The organism is Vibrio sp. YT-15, from assembly GCF_033337445.1.
Taxonomy (GTDB): domain Bacteria; phylum Pseudomonadota; class Gammaproteobacteria; order Enterobacterales; family Vibrionaceae; genus Vibrio; species Vibrio alginolyticus.
In genome coordinates this window covers 229,427-255,623 of sequence record NZ_JAWOQR010000001.1, presented here as the reverse complement: position 1 = coordinate 255,623, position 26,197 = coordinate 229,427, and the positions used below count along the sequence as shown (strand labels likewise).

The window sequence follows — 26,197 nt, the reverse complement described above, 5'->3', positions numbered from 1 at the left end:
GGTTTTCAAATTTTTTTGTTTTTATGGAACTCGAAAGGTATGAAAAAAGTTGTATAAAAAAGTTGGTTTCTAAAAATGGTGTCCTTTACTGCCTCTAAATACGATCAGTTAGCTAAAAAGCAACGGAGGCTGTAATGGCAGGCGACACTAATCAAGAAAAAGACAATGAAAAGCTTAACGATGCGGTAGAGCAAACAGAAACGAAGGATACGGGGACAAAAGAAGAAAAACAGCAGTCGACCGTCTCTTCGACTGTAGCGACCGGTGCTGAAAGTGCAGATGCTGTTGATGAAGCCAATCGTGCGATGGAAGAAAATCCTAGTGGCGCGGGTACGGAAGAAGAAGCAGTGAGCTCGGGTGGCGCAGTTCAAGAAGAGGATACTGAAAGTAGCAGCGACTCTGACGCTGCACAATCCAATGTTGTTGATAGTGTAGCTTCTAGCGGAGAATCAGGTGACGAGGCTCTGGGCAGCGGTGGTTCGGATTCTGGGGCGGGTGCCCAAGCGGTCGGTGGTGGTGATGCCTCTGGCTCTGAAGGTGGTTCGGACGCAGAAGGCAATGAAGCGCAAGGACAAGCGGTACAAACTTCATCTGCGCCAAGTGCTTCTTCAGACTCTGAAGGTTCTCAAGGTGGTGACGAGCTAGATTCAGAAACCACTGAAGAGAGCTTCGCGGTGGATGTACAAGACACCAGCGAAGAAACCACGACGCAAGTAGAAGACGATTTCGACTCCGAAACTACGAGCGAGACGTTCCAAATTAAAGTCGAAGGTGAAAATGACGCGCCAGAAGTAGGGCAAGATCTGGCATACATCATGGATGAAGATGGCAGTATTACCTTCACGCAAGAACAATTACTCGAATACGCAAGTGATGTTGATGGCGACGACCTTGTTGCGTCTAACGTTCAAGTAGGTGCGAATGCATCGGTTCAAGACAATGGTGACGGCACGTTCACCGTGGTTCCGGACGCTGATTTCAATGGTGAGCTCGACTTAACGTTTGATATCAGTGATGGTCAAGAAACCGTTTCAAGCTCAATCGATTTAACTGTTCGTCCAATCAATGACGCACCAGTGCCTGAAGATAAAACCTTTGAGGTGGAAGAAGACGGAACTCTGATCTTCACCGATGCTGACCTGCTTGCTGGCGCAACGGATATTGAAGGCGACAACCTAACAGTTGGAGGCGTAAGTTACGATGGTGGCGACGGCATCCTGACCGACAACGGCAATGGGACTTACACTTTTGCGCCAAATGAAAACTTCAACGGCGATGTGAACTTTAGCTTTGATGTGTCCGACGGCACGGATACGGTTTCTGCCAACATTGATGTAAGCGTTACGCCAGTCGATGACGCACCAGTATCTGGCAATCTTGCTTACTCGGTGGATGAAGATGGCTCGATTCGTTTGAGCCAAGAACAGTTGTTGTCGCAAGCTTCCGATGTGGAAGGCGATGCACTGATGGCGTCTAACCTTTCGGTAGATGGCAATGCGACGGTGACTCAAAATGACGATGGCAGCTTCACCATCACGCCGGACGCAGATTTCAACGGTGATATCGACATCAGCTTCGATATCTCAGATGGCACGAACACCGTTCAAGCAACCGCTGATCTAACCGTTAACCCAATCAACGATTTGCCTGTTCCTCAAGACCAGCAGTTCAGCGTGGAAGAAGATGGCACGCTGATCTTTACGGACGCAGACCTGCTTACTGGCGCAACGGATATTGAAGGCGATAACCTAACAGTTGAAGGTGTGAGCTACGACGGTAGCGATGGCATCCTGACCGACAACGGCAATGGGACTTACACTTTTGCGCCAAATGAAAATTTCAATGGTGATGTGAACTTCAGCTTTGATGTATCCGATGGCACAGATACGGTTTCTGCCAACATTGATGTAAGCGTCACACCAGTCGATGATGCGCCAGTGTCTGGTAACCTTGCTTACTCAGTGGATGAAGATGGCTCGATTCGTTTGAGCCAAGAACAGTTGTTGTCGCAAGCTTCTGATGTGGAAGGCGATGCACTGACGGCTTCTAACCTTTCGGTAGATGGCAATGCGACGGTGACTCAAAATGACGATGGTAGCTTCACCATCACGCCGGACGCAGATTTCAATGGTGATATCGACATCAGCTTCGATATCTCAGATGGCACGAATACCGTTCAAGCAACCGCTGACCTAACCGTTAATCCAATCAACGATCTGCCTGTTCCTCAAGATCAACAATTCAGTGTGGAAGAGGACGGCACTCTTCAATTTACTGATGCAGATCTGCTTGTTGGTGCGACCGACATTGAAGGCGATGACCTTTCTGTAACGGGAATCAGCTATGAAGGCACCGACGGCGTTCTAACTGACAATGGCGATGGTACGTATAGCTTTGCGCCAAATGAGAACTTCAATGGCGATGTGAACTTCAGCTTCGACGTGTCTGATGGCACAGATACGGTTTCAGCGAATGTAGATGTGAGTGTCACGCCGGTGAATGATCCTCCTGTGGCTGGTTCAACGTCTTACACGGTTCACGAAGACAACTCTATTACCATTTCTGACGCGCAACTGTTGGCAAATTCTTCGGATTTAGAAGGGGATGTCTCGATTGATAGCGTGAGCTACTCTGGCAGCGATGGTGTGTTGCAAATCAATGGTGACGGTACTTACACCTTCTCTCCAAATGAAAACTTTAATGGTGAAGTGACGCTTGATGTTGTCGTCGCTGATGAAGAAGGCGCAACGGATGCCACCACTGCTGGCATTACGGTGCTGGAAGTGAACGATCCACCAGTCGCTGGACCAACTTCTTACACCATTGATGAAGATTCAGTTCTGACGTTTAGTGAGTCGCAAGTGCTGTTGAATGCCTCTGATGTGGAAGGCGATGTAGAGCTTGTTGGCATTAGTTACGATGGTCCGGATGGCATTTTCACCGTTAACGATGATGGCACGTGCAGCTTCGCGCCAAACGAGAACTTTAACGGGCAAGTTCAACTTGATGTGACCATTCGAGATGAAGATGGAGCAGAAGTTGATACCGTCATTAATGTGAATGTATTGCCAATCAATGATGCGCCAGTATCGGGTGGTTTGGCTTACAGCGTTAATGAAGACGGTGCGATTACACTCAGCCAAGAACAGCTTCTTTCTCAAGCGTCTGATATTGAGGGAGATGGTCTGACTGCTAGCGATTTGACTGTAGATGGAAACGCAACCGTCACAGCGAACGACGATGGCAGCTTCACGATTACGCCAGATGCGGACTTTAATGGTGACATTGATATCCAATTCAACATTACGGACGGCACAGACACTATCCAAGCAACGGCGGATCTAACGGTTAATCCGGTTAACGATCTTCCTGTTCCTCAAGACCAGCAGTTCAGTGTTGAAGAAGATGGCACACTTCAGTTTACCGATGCAGACTTGCTTGCTGGCGCGACCGATATCGATGGCGACAACTTAACGGTTGATGGCATTAGCTACACAGGCAGCGATGGTGTGTTGACTGACCACGGTGATGGTACTTACACCTTTGCACCAAATGAAAACTTCAACGGCGACGTCAGCTTTAGCTTTGGTGTTTTTGATGGCACTGAGACAGTACCTGCCAATGTGGACGTGAGCGTCACTCCAGTGAACGATCCTCCGGTTGCGGGTTCTACGTCTTACACGGTTGATGAAGACAACGCGATTACCATTTCTGACGAGCAGCTTCTGGCTAACTCTTCTGATGTGGAAGGCGCAGTGTCCATCGATAGCGTGACCTATTCAGGCACCGATGGCGTATTCCAAGACAACGGTGATGGTACTTACACCTTCATGCCGAATGAGAACTTCAGCGGTGATATCAGCCTTGATGTGATTGTGGCGGATGAGCAAGGTGCGATTGACGAAACGACCGCAGGCATTACGGTCATTGAAGTGAATGACCCTCCAGTTGCCGGTCCAACGTCTTACACGATTGATGAAGATTCAGTACTGACATTCAGTGAGTCACAAATTCTTGCCAACGCATCTGATATCGAGGGCGATGTAGAGCTTGTTGGTATCAGCTATGAAGGCTCGGATGGTATCTTTACCGTTAATGGCGATGGTACTTGTAGCTTTGCGCCAAACGAGAACTTCAATGGCCAAGTTCAGTTGGATGTGACCATTCAAGATGAGAATGGGGCAACCATTGATACGCACATCAATGTCGATGTATTGCCAATCAACGATCCACCAGTATCGGGCGATTTGGCTTACACCATCAACGAAGACAGCTCAATCACGCTAAGCCAAGAGCAGCTGCTTGCCAAAGCGGGCGATATTGATAGCGAGAACCTTGAAGCCATCAATCTATCGACAGATGACAACGCGACAATTCAATACAACGATGATGGCAGTTACACCATCACACCGGATGAAAACTACAACGGCGACCTAGATCTGACCTTCGATATCATTGATAACGATGGTGGCTCGGTACAAGTTGGTCTGGATATTACGGTTAATCCTGTGAATGACTTGCCACAAGCGCAAGATCAACAGTTCACGGTAGAAGAAGATGGCACCCTGCTGTTCACGGATGCAGACCTATTGGAAGGTGCATCGGATATTGATGGCGATGATCTGTCTATCGAAAACGTTCTCTATACAGGTGCAGATGGTGTGCTTACCGATAATGGTGATGGCACTTACAGCTTCGCGCCGAATGAGAACTTCAACGGTGACGTTCAGTTCACATTCGATGTGTCTGACGGCACAGGTTCAACACCAGCATTCATTGATGTCAGCGTGACACCAGTGAACGATCCACCGGTGGCAGGTTCTACGTCTTACACGGTTCAAGAAGACGGTCAAATCACCATTAGTGACGAGCAGTTGTTAGCTAACTCTTCTGATGTGGAAGGCGAGGTAGCCTTGGCGAATGTTAGCTACTCTGGTAACGACGGTAGCTTCGTGGACAATGGCGACGGCACATATACCTTCACGCCAAATGAGAACTTTGACGGTAACATTTCGCTCGACGTTACAGTTATCGACCAAGATGGTGCAACGGATACAACAACCGCAGGCATCGATGTTATCGCGGTGAACGACGCACCAGAAACGTCAGGCATTCAAGCTGAAGTGGATGAAGATAACGCCATCACCATTACACAAGAACAGTTACTTGCGAATGCGACAGACATTGAAGGTGATGACCTTGTTGCCAGCAATCTACAAACCAATGACCCAGATGCGACGATCGTAGCCAACGACGATGGTTCATTCACGATTACGCATACGGAAAACTTTAACGGTGAGTTGGACTTCACTTACAACATCAGCGATGGCGAAAATGATGTTCTGACCACGTTGGATCTGACCGTTAATCCTGTCAACGATGCGCCAGAAGCGGGCGACGAGATCTTTATTCAAGCAGAAGAAGATCAAACCGTGGGTGTTTCTCTGCGTGAAGAGCCTGCGTTACGTCTCGACCAAGCCCCTGAAAACGGCATCATTGAAGCAAATCTAAATGACGAATGGGTACAGCTAGAAGTCGGGCAGGAGGTGCCTGCAGATACGGAAGTGCGCTTCATTCCAAACGATGACGCATTGGCAAACGGTACGCACACGAGTCAAATTGGTACCTTTGATGACAACGCTAGCCTCGATGATTGGGGTACTGCTGTTGACCCTTACACACGTGAGTTTGTTGATGGCGATTTGAAAGTTACCGTTCAAAGTAATGATGACCCACTCGGTGCGTGGAATGGTAAAACACACATCGGTCACGGTATTGGTGATACTGACCGTCAAGGCTTGAGCGGTGATGAAAAACTGACTGTGACTATTGAAGGTCAAGACATCAACGAAATCAGCTTCCACCTAGACGGTCTAGGTGGCTGGTTTATGGAGGAGTCTCGCCACTTTACAGAAGTCGAAATTCGCGCATTCAATTCCGATGGTGACTTGATCGACTCAATGACTTACCACAAAGAAGATCGTGGTAGCTATGAGACGGATTACACCCTAACGGTGAACGAGCCTGTGTCTTACTTTGAGTTAGGAACGATTCAAGGTAACGGTACTTACGTGGTTCAAAACATGACGGTTTCGCAAACTTGTCATGATGAAGCGGTGTTCACATCTATTGGCGTGGACGGCACAGAAATCACTGAAACGGTAGAGCTGAATATCCGAGAAGGTGACAGTGAAATCGAACTGACCGCTGACCTGCCAAATGTGACCATTGATACCGAAGGTTCTACGCAGTTTGCCTCTGTGGTAATCACAGAAGAGCAGCTTCTCGCACAAGCGAGTGATATCGATAGCGATGTTCTTGATATTCAAAACCTAGAGCTGGTGGGGGATAACGCGGAGCACGCTACGTTAACCGACAATGGCGATGGTACATGGACAGTCACACCAGATGAGAACTTCTACGGTGAGATTGAGCTGGGTTACCAAGTTACGGATGGTGAACTCACTGACGACAACATCATCAACATCAACTTCGAAGCAGTAAACGATGCGCCAATCATTTCTGGTCCGATTGTGTTGTCGACTGATGAGGATGTGGGCATTACGTTTAGCGCGGACGATCTGCTTGCCAATGCAAGTGATGTGGAAGGCGATGCGCTGTCTATCTCTGATATCTCTTACAGCGGTGATAACGGTGAGCTTGTCGACAATGGCGACGGCACTTACACCTTTATGCCGAATGAAAACTTCAATGGTGAAGTCGACATCGATTACAAAGTCTTCGATGGCACCGATGAAGTCGATACCCATCTAGATCTGACCGTTATTCCGGTCAACGATGTGCCAGTTCCTGGGGCGCCGCTGCATACTCAAATGCTAGAAAACGGCACCATCATCATCGAAGCAAAAGACCTGTTATCAGGTGCGACTGACGTGGATGGCGACATTCTGCATATCGAGAATCTGCTGCTTGTTGACCAGTCACAAGGTACGTTGACAGACAACGGCGACAACACCTTTACCTTCGAACCAACTTCGAACTTCTATGGTGAAGTGAACTTGACCTTCGACATCAGCGATGGTCAAGCAAGTGCACCAAGCACTGCGAAGATCGATGTTGAGATCGTCAACGAAGGTCCAGAGGTTAGCGGTCCTGTTGATGCGGTCGTCGATGAAGATGGCTCAATTACCATCACTCAAGAAGACTTGTTAGCGAACGCGACGGACGTGGATGGTGACAACCTTGAAGCGGTGAACCTGTCGACCAACGATCCTAATGCAACCATCGTTGAGAACGCTGATGGTAGCTTCACGATTACACCGAGCGAAAACTTCTTTGGTGAAATCGAATTTACTTATGACGTAACTGACGCGATTGAAACCGTCGCTGCGGATCTAAACCTCACCGTTAACCCAGTGAACGACCTGCCAGATGTGCCTGATTTGTCCTTCACCACAAAAGACGGCGAAGCTATCACGATTACTGAAGCAGAGCTGCTGGCTCAAGCGACGGACATCGAAGGCGATGACTTATCTGTTGTGAACGTGACGAGCTTAAGCGACACGGTTCAAGTAACAGACAATGGCGATGGCACTTACACGTTAACGCCAGAGCAGGGCTTCTTCGGTAATGTTGACCTCACGTTTGATGTGAGCGATGGCACCGATGTGGTGGCGGCAAACATCGACTTGAAAGTTGAGTTCGTCAACGACGCACCAGAAGCAGCACCAATCGTGGCAGATGTGGACGAGGATGGATCTATCCTCGTGACACAAGAAATGCTACTTGAAAACGCTAGCGATCAAGATGGTGATGACCTATACGCAACGGCACTAGAAACCAATGATCCGAATGCCTCTATCGTGGACAACGGCGACGGCACGTTTACCGTTACGCCTTCACAGCACTTCAATGGAGACATCGAGTTTACTTATGAAGTGAGCGATGGTGAATTGAGTGTTGCCAATGAAATGACATTGACGGTGAACCCAGTTAATGACATTCCAATTGTTGCACCTGGCATGTATCACATTGAAGAGGATGGCAGCATCCTGTTCACGCAAGAAGATCTGCTAAGTGGCGCGATTGATATTGATGGTGATGACCTCACCGTTACCAGCATTAACTACTCGGGTGATGAAGGTACTGTAACGGACAACGGTGACGGTACATTTAGCTTCGTACCAGAAGAGCACTTCAGTGGTGACTTGCAATTCAGCTTTACGGTTTCTGACGGTACTGATGAAGTTGAGCAAGACATTAATGTCCATATCGAAGCCGTGGCAGATGCGCCAGACCTAGTCATCACTGATGGCGACGGTCGAAACGTGGATGACCAAGCGATCTTGGTTGAGCCAGGCGGTATTGTTGAAGTGAACATTGCCGCAGCATTGGTTGACCAAGACTTGTCAGAAACGCTGACGGTGACCGTGGATGGTGTTCCTGAAGGTTCGGTGATCAGCTACGACAACGAAGGGGTGCTTAACGATCAAGACAACGGTATCACCAGTTTCAACGATACTGAAATCACGGTTACGTTTGAAGGTGAAACCGCGGGTTACCAAAACACAGCGGGTTACTACAAAGTCGATGAAGATGGCAACATCACGGGCGTTGAAGTGGTGTACGAAAACGCCTCTCAAGTTGGCGGCGGCGGTGACCTCATTCCGGGACAAGATCAGTTCAGCTTCCAAATCTCGGAAGGGGAAAGCTTCAACCTATTCTTGATTCCTAACGGTCATAACTTCAATGACTTTGCGTCCATGCAAGATGGTCAGTATGAGTTCCGTGCGGCAGATGGCTCTCCTGCGAACATGGATACGGTCGACCCACAACTCGTGTTTGTGGGTGCTGATGGTTCTGAAACCGTGATTCAAAGCCAATTTGGTGATGCAGTCTTCCATGGCGGCACAAGCTCAGAGCTCAACCAAGATGGCATTGAACATACTCGAACTACTGTGAACGAAGACGGTGAACTGGTTTACGGCTTTGAAGATCTCTACGGTGGCGGCGATGCCGATTATAGTGACTTCAACTTCACCATTGATGTAGGTGAAGTGAACAGCCAGATCTACAGTGGTGAAGTAACAGTCGGTCCAGATGGTTCTGTAACGCTTCCAACCACAGCAATTGAACAAGAGCTACAGATTCAATTGCCAGAAGACTTTAACCAACAGCTAGAAATCAATGTAACGGCAACGGCGACAGAGCTATCAAATAATGATTCTGAAACCGTTTCTCAAACCATCTACGTCAATGCAACGGGTGCTCACATTGAACATACGCCTGAAGCATTGCCTGTTTCTGCTGTGGTTGAAGAAGATGGTTCAATCCTAATCACGCAAGAAGATTTGCTCGCTAATGCGCGTGACTTGGATGGAGACCAACTGACAGCACTGAACTTGGCAACGGATGATGAAAACATCACCATCACAGACAATGGTGACGGTACTTACACCTTAACGCCAGATGCGGACTTTAATGGTGACATCACCTTTACGTTCGATGTGTCTGACGGCGATGATGTTGTCTCAACCAATCTTGAGTTATTGGTGTCACCAGTTAACGATGCGCCTGAACCACAAGATCAAGCGTTCACCATTGGTGAAGATGGTGTGCTGACCTTTACTGATGCGGATCTCCTAACAGGCGCTACCGATATTGAAGGGGATGACTTATCTGTTGAGGGCGTTACTTACACAGGCGCGGACGGTGTTCTTACTGACAATGGTGATGGTACATATAGCTTCGCACCAAACGAGAACTTTAATGGCGACGTGAACTTCACTTTCGATGTTTCCGATGGCACGGATACCGTGACGGCGAATATCGACGTAAGCGTGACGCCGGAGAACGATCCACCGGTTGCAGGCAGCACGGCTTACACCGTTCATGAAGACAATTCGATTACCATTAGTAACGAACAGCTGTTGGCTAACTCGTCTGATATAGAAGGCGAAGTGGCGATTGATAGCGTGAGCTACAGCGGTAACGATGGCGTGCTGGAAATCAACGGTGATGGTACGTACACCTTCTCACCAAACGAGAACTTCAGCGGCGAGGTGAGCCTAGATGTTGTCGTAGTCGATGAAGAGGGTGCAACGGACTCTACCACTGCAGGCATTACTGTGATTGAGGTAAATGACCCACCAATCGCAGGTCCTACCGCATACACTATCGATGAAGACCAAGTTCTAACCTTCAGTGAATCGCAAGTGCTACTGAATGCTTCCGATGTTGAAGGGGATGTCGAGCTAGTTGGCATCAGCTACGACGGTCCAGATGGTATCTTCTCAGTAAACGGTGATGGAACTTGTAGTTTTGCACCGAATGAAAACTTCAACGGTCAAGTACAGTTGGATGTGACCATTCGCGATGAAGACGGCGCAGAGGTTGATACTTACATCACAGTCGATGTCTTACCAATCAATGACGCACCAGTATCGGGTAACTTGGCGTACAGCGTTGATGAAGACAACTCAATTACGCTAAGCCAAGAGCAGCTACTTGCTCAAGCATCGGATGTAGAAGGTGATGCGCTGACTGCGTCTAACCTAGTGGTTGACGGTGATGCAACGGTTACGGCAAACGACGATGGTAGCTTCACTATCACGCCAGATGCGAACTTCAATGGCGACATTGATATCACGTTCGATATCAACGACGGCAGCGACACTATTGTTGCAACGGCGGACCTAACCGTTAACCCAGTTAATGACTTGCCGCAGCCGGAAGATCAAGCGTTCACCATTGGTGAAGATGGTGTATTGACCTTCACTGATCAAGACCTGTTGGATGGTGCAACGGACATCGATGGCGATGACCTATCGGTTGAAGGCGTCACTTACACAGGTGCAGACGGTGTCCTAACCGATAACGGTGATGGTACCTACAGCTTCGCACCGAATGAGAACTTCAATGGTGATGTGAACTTTACCTTCGATGTTTCTGATGGCACGGACACCGTGACCGCGAATATCGATGTGACAGTCACGCCAGAGAACGATCCACCGGTGGCAGGCAGCACGTCTTACACAGTGCATGAAGACAACTCGATCACCATTAGTGACGAGCAGTTACTGGAGAATTCATCAGACGTCGAAGGAGATGTCGCGGTTGATAGCGTTAGCTACAGCGGCACAGATGGTGTGTTCCAAGACAATGGTGACGGTACGTACACCTTCTCGCCAAACGAGAACTTCAATGGCGAAGTGAGCCTAGACGTTGTCGTGGTCGATGAAGACGGTGCGACGGATTCAACTACCGCGGGTATTACAGTACTTGAGGTGAACGATCCACCAATCGCAGGCGCGACCAGCTACTCAGTGAACGAAGACGAAGTCATCACCATTAGCTCTGAACAGCTGTTGGCGAACGCTTCTGACGTTGAAGGTGAAGTTGCGATTGATAGCGTGAGCTACAGCGGCTCCGACGGTATCTTTACCGATAACGGTGACGGTACATTCAGCTTCGCACCAAACGCCAACTTCGATGGCGATGTGAGCCTAGATGTTGTGGTTGTTGATGAAGACGGTGCAACTGCGGCAACTAACGCAAACATCGATGTCTTGCCAATCAACGATGCGCCAGTATCGGGCAACTTGGCTTACAGTGTCGATGAAGACAATTCAATTACGCTAAGCCAAGAGCAGCTTCTTGCCCAAGCATCGGATGTAGAAGGCGACGCGCTAACCGCATCTAACCTAGTGGTTGACGGTGATGCAACGGTTACGGCAAACGATGATGGTAGCTTTACCATTATGCCAGATGCGAACTTCAATGGTGATATTGATATCACGTTCGACATCAACGATGGCAGCGACACTATTGTTGCAACGGCTGACCTAACGGTTAATCCAGTTAACGACCTACCACAGCCAGAAGATCAAGCGTTTACCATTGGTGAAGATGGCGTCTTGTTGTTCACTGATGAAGATCTGCTTGATGGCGCAACGGATATCGATGGCGATGACCTATCGGTTGAAGGTGTGTCTTACACTGGCGCAGATGGTGTCCTAACCGACAACGGTGACGGCACTTACAGCTTCGCGCCAAACGAAAACTTCAATGGCGACGTGAACTTTACCTTCGATGTTTCCGATGGCACGGATACCGTGACGGCGAATATCGACGTAAGCGTAACGCCAGAGAACGATCCTCCGGTTGCAGGCAGCACGTCTTACACGGTGCATGAAGACAATTCGATCACCATCAGTAACGAGCAGTTATTGGCTAACTCATCTGACGTCGAAGGCGAAGTAGCAATCGACAGCGTGAGCTACAGCGGCGCAGATGGCGTGTTCCAAGACAATGGTGATGGTACATACACCTTCTCGCCAAACGAGAACTTCAATGGTGAAGTCAGCCTAGATGTTGTTGTGGTAGACGAAGACGGTGCGACGGATTCAACCACCGCAGGTATTACAGTACTTGAGGTGAATGATCCACCAATTGCCGGTGCAACTAGCTACTCAGTCAACGAAGACGAAGTCATCACCATCAGCTCTGAGCAGCTATTGGCGAATGCTTCTGACGTTGAAGGTGACGTCGCGATTGATAGCGTCAGCTACAGCGGCTCCGACGGTATCTTTACTGACAACGGCGATGGCACATTCAGCTTCGCACCAAACGAAAACTTCAACGGTGATGTCAGCCTTGATGTGGTTGTGACTGATGAAGATGGTGCAACGGTAGCAACCAATGCAAGCATCGATGTATTGCCAATCAATGATGCACCGGTATCAGGTGATTTGGCTTACAGCGTGGATGAAGATGGTTCTATCACTCTCAGTCAAGAGCAGCTTCTTGCACAAGCGGGCGATGTGGATGGTGATGATCTAACCGCATCCAACCTGACTGTTGACGGTAATGCGACCGTTGTTGCGAATGACGATGGTAGCTTCACTATCACACCAGATGCGGACTTCAATGGCGACATTGACTTGAGCTTCGACATTACGGACGGTGATGCAACCATTCAAGCCACTGCCGATCTGACTGTGAACCCAGTGAATGACTTGCCAACGGTTGGTCAGCCACAGTTTGTTACGCAAGAAGACACCAGCTTCACCTTCACCGAAGAGCAACTGCTGCAAAATGCAGGTGATATCGATGGTGATAACCTAACGGTTGAAAACGTTGCTTCTGACAGCGGTACTTTAGTCGATAACGGTGACGGCACGTACACCTTCGCGCCAAACGAAAACTTCGATGGCAACGTGAACGTAACGTTTGATGTCAACGATGGCACTGCAACCGTGCCAGCAGAAGCGAACATTGATGTTCAATCTGTGGTTGATATGCCAGAGCTTTCGATTGCTTCAGACTTGGTGATTGCCTCTGATAATTTCGAGTCTGGCTCGAACGGTTGGAACGCGAATACTGAAAGTTCACAAGGTTTCGAAACAGGCGACATGCTGGGTCGTATTGGTGGCACTGGCGGTGATGAAGCGGTCAGCAAAACCTACGATATTCCAAGCGATGTCAACGAAGTGAATATCTCGTTTAGCTTCTACGAAATCGATTCTTGGGATGGCGAGTCGTTCCAAATCTTTGTCGGCGGTGAACAGCTAACGACCTTAGAGAACTCCGCGTTCCGCACTCAAGATGGTACGACAACGCTTTACGACTCAGATGGTAACGAAGTGGGTGAAGTGATCCACGGAGCCTCTCAACGTGAAGGCTTCAGTGGTTGGAATGACCAAGCTCACCAAATCAACCTAACGGTTCCTGTCGAGGATGGTGAATTGCAACTGGGCTTCGGCTCAACCTTGAATCAAGACGTTTGGGATGAATCGTTCGGTATCGACAACATCGAAATCACGGTAGCGGATGCGGATTACCAAATCATTGGTACCGAAGATACACCTGTGCCGCTTGATATCGATGCAGCATTGACCGATACCGATGGCTCAGAAAACCTCGCTATCTTGATTGAAGATGTGCCAGAAGGCAGCGCATTATCAGCGGGTGTTGATAATGGCGACGGCACTTGGTCACTACAACCAGGCGAGCTAGAAGGACTAGAGTTTATCCCTTCTGCGGACTTCAACGGCGATGTGACGCTAACCGTGAATGCAACCTCTACAGATGTTGATACCGGAATCACAGCGACAGCGACGCAAGATGTGACGATTCATATCTCGCCGACCAATGACGCACCAGAAGTGACGGGCGATATCACGGCAGTCACCGCCGAAGACAACAGCATCACGCTGACTCAAGAACAGTTACTGGAGCACGCTGTTGATATCGATGGCGATGACTTAAGTGCAATCAACCTAAGCACCAATGATGAAAATGCGACGGTTGAAATGAACGAGGATGGCAGCTTCACCATTACTCCAAGCGAGAACTTCTACGGTGATATCGAGTTTAGTTACGATGTCACGGATGGTGAAGAAATGGTTGCGGCTGGTCTCGACTTAACAGTAACACCAGTCAATGATGCTCCAGAGCCACAAGATCAAGCGTTCACCGTGGGTGAGGATGGTATTCTTACCTTCACAGATGCAGACCTATTAACAGGCGCGACGGATGTAGAAGGTGACAGCCTAACCGTTGAAGGCGTGACTTACACAGGTGCAGACGGTGTCCTAACTGACAATGGTGATGGTACGTACAGCTTCGCGCCGAACGAGAACTTCAATGGCGATGTGAACTTCACGTTTGATGTATCAGACGGTACGGATACAACCTCTGCCAACATTGATGTAACAGTTACGCCAGAGAACGATCCACCAGTTGCGGGCAGCACGTCTTACACGGTACATGAAGACAACTCGATCACCATCAGTGACGAGCAACTACTGGCTAATTCGTCTGATATCGAGGGTGATGTTGCGATCAGCAGCGTGAGCTACAGCGGTAACGACGGTGTGCTCGAAATTAATGGCGATGGTACTTACACCTTCTCACCAAACGAGAACTTTACAGGCGATGTTAGCCTAGATGTTGTCGTGGCTGACGAGGACGGCGCGGTTGATACAACAACAGCGGGTATTACCGTTCTTGAGGTGAACGATCCACCAATCGCAGGCACAACCAGTTACACCATTGATGAAGATGAAGTCATCACCATCAGTGCAGAACAGTTGTTGGCAAACTCTTCCGATATTGAAGGTGAGGTAGCACTAGATAGCGTGAGCTACAGTGGCAGCGAAGGTATCTTTACCGACAATGGTGATGGTACGTTCAGCTTTGCACCAAACCAAAACTTCAATGGTGAAGTGAATCTTGATGTTGTAGTCGTGGACGAAGATGGTGCGACCGCTTCGACGACGGCAAACATTGATGTTCTGCCAATCAATGATGCTCCAGTATCGGGTGACTTGGCTTACAGTGTCGATGAAGACAACTCAATCACGCTAAGCCAAGAACAATTGTTGGCACAAGCAACGGATGTAGAAGGTGATGCACTAACTGCATCTAACCTAGTGGTTGACGGTGATGCAACGGTTACGGCTAATGACGATGGCAGCTTTACCATTACGCCTGACGCGAACTTCAATGGCGACATTGATATCACGTTCGATATCAACGATGGCACCGATACTATCGTTGCAACGGCTGACCTAACGGTTAACCCAGTTAATGACTTACCGCAGCCGGAAGATCAAGCGTTCACCATTGGTGAAGATGGCGTGTTGACCTTCACTGATCAAGACCTGCTTGATGGTGCAACCGATATCGATGGCGATGACCTATCGGTAGAAGGTGTCACATACACTGGCGCGGACGGTGTCCTAACTGACAATGGCGATGGTACGTATAGCTTCGCTCCAAACGAAAACTTCAATGGCGACGTAAACTTTACCTTCGATGTTTCCGATGGCACGGATACCGTGACCGCGAATATCGATGTGAGTGTGACGCCAGAGAACGATCCACCGGTGGCAGGCAGCACGTCTTACACAGTGCATGAAGATAACTCGATCACCATCAGTGACGAGCAACTACTGGCTAATTCGTCTGATATCGAGGGTGATGTTGTGATCAGCAGCGTGAGTTACAGCGGTAACGACGGTGTGCTAGAAATTAATGGCGATGGTACTTACACCTTCTCTCCAAACGAAAACTTTACAGGCGATGTTAGCCTTGATGTTGTCGTGGTTGACGAGGACGGCGCGGTTGATACAACAACAGCGGGTATTACCGTTCTTGAGGTGAACGATCCACCAATCGCAGGCACAACCAGTTACACCACTGATGAAGATGAAGTTATCACCATCAGCGCAGAACAGTTGTTGGCAAACTCTTCCGATATTGAAGGTGAGGTAGCACTAGATAGCGTGAGCTACATTGGCAGCGAAGGTATCTTTACCGACAATGGTGATGGTACGTTTAGCTTTGCACCAAACCAAAACTTCAATGGTGAAGTGAACCTTGATGTTGTAGTCGTGGACGAAGATGGTGCGACCGCTTCGACGACGGCAAACATTGATGTTCTGCCAATCAATGATGCTCCAGTATCGGGTGACTTGGCTTACAGTGTCGACGAAGACAACTCAATCACGCTAAGCCAAGAACAATTGTTGGCACAAGCAACGGATGTAGAAGGTGATGCACTAACCGCTTCCAACCTAGTGGTTGACGGTGATGCGACGGTTACGGCTAATGACGATGGTAGCTTTACTATCACGCCTGACGCGAACTTCAATGGCGACATTGATATCACGTTCGATATCAATGATGGCAGCGATACTATCGTTGCAACGGCTGACCTAACGGTTAACCCAGTCAATGACTTGCCGCAGCCGGAAGATCAAGCGTTCACCATTGGTGAAGATGGCGTGTTGACCTTCACTGACCAGGATCTGCTTGATGGCGCAACGGATATCGATGGTGATGACCTATCGGTAGAAGGTGTCAATTACACTGGTGCCGATGGTGTCCTAACCGATAACGGTGATGGTACCTACAGCTTTGCTCCAAACGAGAACTTCAATGGTGATGTGAACTTTACCTTCGATGTTTCTGATGGCACGGATACCGTGACCGCAAATATCGACGTAAGCGTGACGCCAGAGAACGATCCACCGGTTGCAGGCAGCACGTCTTACACGGTGCATGAAGACAATTCGATCACCATCAGTAACGAGCAGTTATTGGCTAACTCATCTGACGTCGAAGGCGAAGTCGCGATTGATAGTGTCAGCTACAGCGGCGCAGATGGCGTGTTCCAAGACAATGGTGATGGTACGTACACCTTCTCTCCAAACGAGAACTTCAATGGCGAGGTCAGCCTAGACGTTGTAGTTGTCGATGAAGAGGGTGCGACAGACTCAACCACTGTGGGTATCACAGTACTTGAGGTGAACGATCCACCAATCGCAGGTGCGACAAGTTACTCTGTTAATGAAGACGAAGTCATTATCTTCACGAAAGAGCAACTGCTAGCGCAATCAAGCGATGTGGAAGGTGACGTGAGCCTAGAAAGCGTCTCTTACAGTGGTAGCGACGGTATTCTAACGGCGAATGACGATGGCACTTACAGCTTCGCGCCAAATGAAAACTTCAACGGTGGCGTAAGTCTTGACGTAGTAGTGGCTGATGAAGACGGTGCAACTGCGACAACCAACGCGAACATTGATGTATTGCCAGTCAACGATGCTCCGGTATCTGGCGATTTGGCTTACAGCGTCGATGAAGACGGTTCAATCACATTGAGTCAAGAGCAGTTACTGGCTCAAGCGGGTGACGTCGACAGCGATAATCTAGAAGCGGTGAACTTAACCGCGGTAGCCAATGCAACCGTTGTTGAGAACCAAGATGGTAGCTTTACGATTACGCCTGACGCGAACTTCAATGGCGATATCGACCTAAGTTTCGACTTGATTGATAACGATGGTGCGAGCGTGGAAGTGGGCGTCGACCTAACGGTGAACCCAATTAACGATGCGCCGCAATCAACGCCAGTGAATATTGCTGGCACCGAAGATACCACCATTCTTATTACGCAGGACATGTTGCTTGCTAACGCGACAGACATCGACAACACCTACGATGAACTGTCTGCTGTTGACCTAGTGATTGATGAGCAATACGGTGACTTGCTAGACAACGGTGATGGTACTTGGTCATTCACTCCGGCAGAGAACTTCAATGGTGATGTGCCAATGTCGTTCGGTGTCAGCGATGGTGATTTAGTGACGCCGGTTGAAGGCAATCTAAACATCGAAGCGGTTAACGATGCACCAGAAGCGCCAACCATCCAGATGCAAGGCGAAGAAGATGTGGTCATGGTGATTGACCCAGCTTACATCGCTGATCAAGTTACGGATCTTGATGGTGACGAAATCAGCGTAGAAAGCATCACGGTTCGTGCGCCTGCAAACGCGACATTAACTCAGCAGCCAGATGGAATGTACCACTTGGTAACCACTCAAGACTTCAATGGTTTGGTGGAACTGGGCTACACCGCGACGGATGGTGAAGAAGTGGTTGAAGGCTCGTTGAATGTGGATGTCATTCCAGTCAACGATGCTCCATTCAATGTGGGTAATGCCTTTATGGCAACCGACGAGGATGGCGCATTCACCTTCGACGCTGGCGACCTGATGAACTTGTTCGGCGATATCGACACTGAAAACTTAGTCGTATCACGCATTATCACCGCAGAAGGTGAAGATGGTGGTGAGGTAACGGACAACGGTGACGGTACTTGGACATTCACACCGACTGGCGATTTTGCAGGGGTTTCTGACTTGCAAGTTGTGGTAAGTGACGGTGAGTTTGAGACGGTTCTTGATGTACCAGTGTTTGTTCGCCCGGTTGCGGATGGCGCGGTCATCACAACCGACCATGATGGTCCGTTAGTCTTCGGTGAGGACGAAACGGGTCACCTAGGCTTGAATGTCGGTCTAATCGACGATTCAGAAACGCTAAGTAACCTAGTGATGACTGGTTTCCCTGTTGGCTTCGAAGTTACGGATGGTGTGAACACCATTACCATCACGGAACCGGGTCAATACATCGACTTGAACGAGTGGGATATCTCAGACCTGCAAATGACGCCTCCGGCTGACTTTAATGGCGAGTTCTTCGTAACCGTGACCGCAACAACGGTGGATTACGGTGACGAGCCAGAAGAGTTCGAAGATGGCATCGATTCAGGTGACTTCGAAACCCTAGCGGGTGAACCCGTTATCCTAACCGCTGATGACCTAATCGGATTGGCAGAAAACGTAGACGCTGACGCGGGTGATGAAGTGAAATTCGTTCACCTAGCTGATCGCAGCCAAGGTGAGATTGTCGATAACGGTGATGGCACATGGACATTCAATCCAGCACCAGGCTTTACTGGTGAAGCGGACATCGCTTATGTGATTGATAAAGACGGTGTGCTTCATGATGAGCAAACAGGTGTGGTCGTGAAAGAAGATGCGCCACAAGAGAATGCTTCTCCAGAAATCGACAGCATTTCTACCACAGAAATGGCAGCGGATGGCACCTTGTCGTTCACCAATGATGACATGCTATCGACCTTGAGCGATGCAGAAGGCGACAGCTTGAGCATTGAATCAGTGAGCCTAATGGAAGGTCAAGGTGTGATAGAGACCGATAACCAAGGTAACTACCAATTCACACCAGCAGAAGGCTACACCGGAGATGTTCAAGTTGGCTTCATTGCAACTGACGGTGAAAACCGCATTGAGAGCTTCTTTAATGTCGACATCCAAGGTGAGGGTGAAACCACAACTAGCGAAGGCTACGCACTGGCTGATGATGGTTCACTAACACTAACGGAAGCACAGTTGATTGATGAGCTTGGCATTAGCCCTTCAGCAGAAGTGTTGGATGTAGCCGATGCAAACGATGCTGGTTTCTTCGCGAAATCAGATGATGAAGAGTGGACATACTGGCCGAACGATGACTTCGATGGCAATTTGGCTATGGATGTTCAGGTCAACGACAATGGTGAAGTATCGACTCAGAATCTGAGCATCCAAGTTGCGGACGATTCAGCGCAAAGTGACGAGCCACAAATTCAAGCTGCTCAAGCATCAGCAGAGCAGCAAGTTGGCGAAGCGCAACAACCTGAAGAGCAAGCAGCAAACGGTGCAGACAGTGAAGAGGAGAGCGCAGCTGATGTGACTGCAGCACCAGGCGATACCATTTCTATCTCGGTTCCAGATGAGGTCAGTGGTAACGAATCGGTGGATTATGCAGAAATGTCCGGTCTACCTGATGGTGCATCAGTAAGCAACGCACTGGATAATGGCGATGGCAGCTTCACATTAAGTGGCAACCTGAACCAACCAGTATCGGTTGACCTACCAGAAGGTTACGAAGGTACGAGCGAAATCCAATTCCAAGGTTACGACGAATTGGGCAGCGCGGTAGAAGGTGCGAGTGGCACAGTTGAAGTTGAAGTCGATGATCAATACACCATGCAAGGTTCTGCTCAAGATCAGCAACCAGACATGGCGGGTATGGAATCTGGCGGCAGCGACTGGACAAGTGCGGGAGGTCAAGAGCAAGGTGTTGACTTCACGGATGACTCTGGCAGCTTCGACTCGGATACTCAAACGGGTACTGACCAAGGCAACGATTTCGATCAAAGCTCAATGTAACCGGTCCTAGACGAGGGCAGTGTCATTGCAGCCCGGACCAAAGCCATGCAGGTTCTACTTGCATGGCTTTTTTGTTGGTCTTCTTTCTATGAGCTCTAGAAAAAAACTTGGAAATTGAAAAAAGTATTCTTAGCTAGTTTATACCCAAGTAACCTCGAGATGTTAGGTTCAGCGAGAATGGCTTGGTTTGTAGACGCGGCGGCGATTTAAAGGTCTAGTGGGTCTAAATCAAGAATCGACAACAAAGTATACAAACCAAGACAGCTCGCCCTTCGGGAGCGTGTCATTGACTCGGTTTCTGTGTCAAACAACTTGGAAAGAGCTGACTATTACGCTGCGTTGTTTTCCTTGACCCCGAATCAATGACAACGCTCTGAATCCTGCATCTTGAAGTCACTTGGGTATAAGAGTCATTTACAAGGAGGAGCGACATGTACCGTTATGTCAGTTCGCCAAAAGCGTCAAAGTACATAGTACCGCCGCCACTGCATCGTGAGTTGTCGTGTATGGATGTGCCGGAGTCAGAACTAGAGATGCGTGAAATTCTGAACAATTGGTTTGCCGATGGATTGGCGCCGATCATTCAAAATGAAGACAATTACATTTCTGCTAATGAGCAACAGCGCTTTAAGCAGCTCAGCCGCACGGTGGGTGTGCTACTGCGTAATAAAGATTACTACTTCGCCACTAAGCGGATTCTTTCGTTGTGGGATCAAGACTGCTTAGAAACGACTTACGTTAATTATCTGATTTTACGTAGTGAGCGCATACCATACTTCAAATAAGCCCTATTTATCGGCTTAAAATAGTGATTTACATGGTTTTCTTAGTAACTTTTGATACCAGTATTTAACATTTTTGTAAACATCGTTATATTTAAGGCTCATCGTTGTCAGGAGTTTATGGATGAACCTTACGATATCAGGGAAGTTGCAGCTCAGTTTTGTGCTGCTAGCCGTACTTTTTATGGCATCAGCGGTATTCACGTATCGCAACGTCACTACCGTAGAGCAATACGCCTCTTCGTTACTTAAATCCGATTTACCGACCGTCGACACCAGTCGCGGTATCCAACAGTCCGTTCAAGCGTCGCTGTCTTCTATTCGAGCCTACATGTTGCTAGGTGGCGATGAAGAGGCGAGCGCACGTCTGAGTGAGGACGTACGCAATATCATGGCATCTACAGACGAGTCGCTTCCAACGTTGCAGGCTCTGATCTCTGAACAGGATTTTCAAGCGATTCAAAGCCAGTGGGACGCGGTAAAAGTCTCTTTGAACAAGCTGATTGAACTTAGCCACAGTGATGAGAACTTACCCGCGCACAACCTCTTTATTAACGAAGCGGCACCCATTGCAGAAGTGGCACTTGATCAGCTTCAAAGCTTAATCAATGAAGAGTCAGGAAACCCATTTGGTGGAGACAGAAAGCGTTTGTTTAAAGTTTACGCGGATAGCTATACCTCGCTCGCCAATGCACTGTCTGCTCTGCGAGATTTCCTGTTGTACGGGCAGCAAGATCATCTGGACAAATACCACGACTTGATTAAGTACCACAATCAGTCTGTGGCGGAAATCGACAGTAAACTCGACAGGCTTACTGATAACGACCAATCATTGTGGTCACTGTTTAAAGAAATGCAGCAACTGTACTTTCCTTTAGCAGAGCAGGTAATTGCATTGCGTCAGTCGCCAGAGTGGAACGAATCAAACTTGCTGATGGCGAACGAACTGTTGCCAGCAGCGGATGCACTAGACCAAAGCTTAGAAACGATCGTATTGGCTCAGCAAAGTCGTGCTGATCAAAGTGGACAGGGTATTAATCAGTCGATCAAGAACGTACTCACCACTATGTTGATTGCTGCGGCATTGGTTTTGATTGCCGCAGTAGCGATTTCAAAATACATGGGCAATACCATTGGTCGTCGAGTGAAAAACTTATCGGAGCGTGCAAAGACGATCGCTTCAGGGGACGTTTCTCAGCCTCCGCTCACCGTTGTTGGGAAAGATGAATTGGCAGACCTTACCGATTCGATTAACCGCATGAACCAATCGTTAGCGAGCATCGTGGCAGGGGTGAGTGAGAAAGCGCACCAAGTGGATACCAGCATGGGGGCTTTATTGGAATCGGCGCAAGTCACTTCATCGAATGTTGAACAGCAACAGACCAGCATTGTTGAAATGGGAAGCCAATTGGATGAAATCGCTTTAGCCGCGCGTAACACCCTAGATCAAGCCAATCAATCGGTGCAGAAGCTTTCTGACTCAAAAGGCGAGATTGAACAAGGTCGTGATGCTTTAGAGCAAAACAAAGTCACCATGGAAAGCTTGCACGGCAGCATTGAAACCGCGAGTACGCAAGTAACACAGTTAAGCAAAGAGAGCGAAGCCATTGGCCGAGTTACAGAGGTGATTGAAGGCTTAGCAGAACAAACTAACTTACTGGCATTGAATGCCGCGATAGAAGCAGCGCGTGCGGGTGACCAAGGACGAGGCTTTGCGGTTGTGGCGGACGAAGTACGCATGTTAGCGACGCGCACTACTCAATCGACGACAGAAATCAACGGCATCATCAATGCGATTCAACGCTCGACCAATTCTGTGGTTGAGGAGATTGAACACAGTCAATCACTTGCGGAGCAGGGCGCTGAGCACATTGAAAAAGCGGTAACTCGTTTGCTTGTTACTACTGAGCAAATAGGTTCCTTGAATGAACAAATGGCAGAGCTTGCGGCAGCGGCAGAGCAGCAATCTCATGCGACCAATTCGATCACTGGATTGATGTCCGGTATTACTCAATCAGTGGATGAGGTTTCGAATAACAGCCAACGCGCATCAGAGACATCATTGCAAGTAAAAGAGCAAGTTACCGAGCTGAATCAACAGATGGCAACTTTTAAAACGGCGTAGATAAGATTTACGTCTGTTCATCTACTTTTGAACGTTAACCAAATAGTAAAAAAGCCCCAATCCTTTTTACACAAAAAGGGTTGGGGCTTTTTGTTGGATGATACGCCGATATTCGTCTACTTGCTCATTGGATTTGGCTATTTAAATCATAGCTAAAACCAAATTCTCTTCGCCGAGCCGGAGTCGTAATATAACTCCATCGGCAGCAAATACTGCAAAAGAATTTTTAAACTTTATACCAATCCCGGTAAGAGAATCGTTCGTTACTACGATTGGTATCGTCCTTCTAGGAGCAAGATTATGAACAAACAAGTAAGCCTAATTGGTCTAGACAGCGAACAATCAGCACAACTAGCTCAACAACTAAATCAACTGCTAGCGCATTACCAAGTGTTGTACATGAACTCTCGCGGTTACCACTGGAACATTAAAGGTGCGCAATTCTTCGAACTGCACGTAAAATTTGAAGAGATCTACACTGATCTACAAACAAAAATCGATGAGCTTGCAGAGCGTATTCTAACTTTGGGTCATACGCCAGCGCACGCATTCAGCAACTACTTGGAAGCAAGTGAAATTAAAGAACATCAAAACGCGACTTCTGGTGAGGAGTGTGTACAAGGTCTGGTTCAAGGCTTTAGCGTTCTACTTCTAAAACAGCGTGAGATTCTACAAAACGCGGGTGAAGCAGATGACGAAGGTACAGCGGCATTGATGGGTGACTACATCCGTGAGCAAGAAAAATTAATGTGGATGCTTAACGCTTACCTACAAGGCTAAGCAGCGCATCACCCAAGCAATCCTTGGGAACGCATGAAACAATCGGGAATAAGTCATAAGGGGCACGTTGGTGCCCCTTTTTTTTGTTTGCGTATTTTATATGTGTGCTTTATTTGCGTGGTAAGGATTCGAAACGGCTCAATAAATCACTGAGTTCATTAAGCGCCAATGAGGCTGAATCATTGAAGGTTTCTTGATTACCGTGATGAACAAGGCAAGAGGGCATCTGCGCGTTATACGCTGCCTGCAAGTCGTAAAGGTAATCGCCGACATAAAGCACTTCATCAGGCATCAAACGCCACTCTTTCGCCAATACCTGCAGAGACAAAGGGTCTGGCTTGGGCGGGAAGCATTCACGAGTGATGACTCGTTCTACTGAGATTTGGTTGTGCTCTAGTTTGCGCTGAGTGGCGATTTGGCAGTTGCGCGTCACGATAGCGGTTTTGATTTCATTTTGATGCAAGTGGGCGAGCAATTCATGGCAGCCAATCATTGGAGCAGACTGCTCAGCATCAGAAATCTCGTAATCAAATATCACGTTATGAGCGTGCTCTCGATGGTGAGGATGCTCAAGTGCGTCGACAAAATCCAATAGATCTTCACTCTGCGGACAGCCAAGCTGTTGTCGCAATTCGCCGAAGTTCATATCAGAACTCACCAAGGTGTTGTCTAAATCAAACACCACGGCTTTAATTTTATCGAGCTGCAAAGGGAATGGAATCATAATGGCCTCGTACAACTTAACCGAACTATCGTTTTAAAAAACAAAAGGTTATTGTTAAGTTTAGATTCTTCTGCTTAGATTGTACGAAAATAAATCACTAGTACGTCACAAATCAAATAGTCTTAATGATTTTAGTGTTTGATTACCTTTCCTCAAGACGAAATATTTTGCCGCTGTCGGTAGAAAAATAGATATAACCATCGGGGCTGATGGTTATATCTCTTATTCGCTCACCAAGATTCTCCATTAATCTTTTTGATTCGGTAAGGTTGCCATTATCAATAGAAACCACGTTGATGTGCGCCAGTTTCAATGCGCCTGCGAGGATTTTTCCGTCCAATTCTGGGTATTTATCACCACGGTACAAAATCATATTACTGGGCGCGATAGAAGGGACGTATACCAGCTTGGGATCTTCCATTCCCGGTAACGACTTAGCTTCCCCAACGTCCAACGGCCCCCAATATTCTTTACCATGAGAGACTTTAGCCCAGCCGTAGTTCGCGCCTTTCTTGATTAGATTAATTTCATCGCCGCCGCGTGGTCCATGTTCAATAGACCACAGCTGTTTTGTTGCTTCGTCGTAAAACATACCTTGTGGGTTACGGTGCCCGTAACTCCATATCTCATGACGAGCTTCGGAAGGTTTGAATGGGTTGTCTTGCGGAACCGAACCATCAAGATTAAGGCGTAGAATACTGCCAGCATGGGTTTGAGTGTCTTGTCCATTATCACGTTCGCCACGGTCACCGATTGAGAAGTAAACTTTATCGTCTACAAATGAAATTCGACTGCCGTAGTGGCGACCTGTATCGGTGAAGGCATCAGCAACAAAGAGATCTTTCCAACCTACAAGCTGATTGTTTTGCAATTGCGCCGTCGCTAACGCCACCGTATTGCCTTTGCTCGTACGCTTGCTGTAGGTAAAGAAGAGTTGCGGGTTTTGCTTATCGGCATTCGGTGCGAGCGCAACATCCAATAAGCCGGCTTGTCCACTGGTGTTCACATCGGGAACGTTAAACAGCTTTTGAGGTTTGCCTGTGGTGATATCCAGCAACGAAACCGTACCGTTCTTTTCATTGACGATAACGCGTTGGCTATCTAAGAACTCGATCCCCCAAGGGATCTGAAATCCATTCGCCACTTCGTTAGCGCGGTATTCGGCAGCGTTGGCAGAAAAGGATAAACAAGCGAGTAGGGCAGCAGCAATCGTTCTCATGGTTCCTTCCAATATGAATCGTATTAATGCTTA

Annotated in this window: 6 protein-coding genes; 4 read left to right on the top strand and 2 right to left on the bottom strand. The window is 48.2% G+C overall.

The window, feature by feature from the left end; genetic code table 11:
- Window positions 1-134 precede the first annotated feature (134 nt).
- The 4 genes from R7D93_RS01030 to R7D93_RS01015 all read left to right on the top strand — a co-directional run bounded on the left by R7D93_RS01030 (window position 135) and on the right by R7D93_RS01015 (window position 24,221).
- Complete coding sequence (locus tag R7D93_RS01030; RefSeq protein WP_225496285.1) at window positions 135-20,534, top strand: tandem-95 repeat protein; 20,400 nt, start codon at window positions 135-137, stop codon at window positions 20,532-20,534.
- A gap of 431 nt (window positions 20,535-20,965) precedes the next feature.
- Window positions 20,966-21,319 (top strand): hypothetical protein, encoded by a 354-nt coding sequence (locus R7D93_RS01025; protein ID WP_005388258.1) that lies wholly within the window; start codon window positions 20,966-20,968, stop codon window positions 21,317-21,319.
- Window positions 21,320-21,440: 121 nt separating this feature from the next.
- Window positions 21,441-23,441 (top strand): methyl-accepting chemotaxis protein, encoded by a 2,001-nt coding sequence (locus R7D93_RS01020; protein WP_154203942.1) that lies wholly within the window; start codon window positions 21,441-21,443, stop codon window positions 23,439-23,441.
- A gap of 300 nt (window positions 23,442-23,741) precedes the next feature.
- A complete protein-coding gene (locus R7D93_RS01015; protein ID WP_005388254.1) occupies window positions 23,742-24,221 on the top strand; it encodes a Dps family protein in 480 nt (159 codons plus the stop codon).
- A gap of 109 nt (window positions 24,222-24,330) precedes the next feature.
- Here R7D93_RS01015 and R7D93_RS01010 read toward each other — a convergent pair whose 3' ends face one another.
- Together R7D93_RS01010 and R7D93_RS01005 are read right to left on the bottom strand one after the other, a co-directional pair.
- A complete protein-coding gene (locus R7D93_RS01010; protein WP_005388252.1) occupies window positions 24,331-24,945 on the bottom strand; it encodes an HAD family hydrolase in 615 nt (204 codons plus the stop codon).
- Window positions 24,946-25,087: 142 nt separating this feature from the next.
- Window positions 25,088-26,164, bottom strand: coding sequence for a PQQ-dependent sugar dehydrogenase (locus R7D93_RS01005; protein ID WP_225496259.1), 1,077 nt, complete (start codon window positions 26,162-26,164; stop codon window positions 25,088-25,090).
- Window positions 26,165-26,197 lie beyond the last annotated feature (33 nt).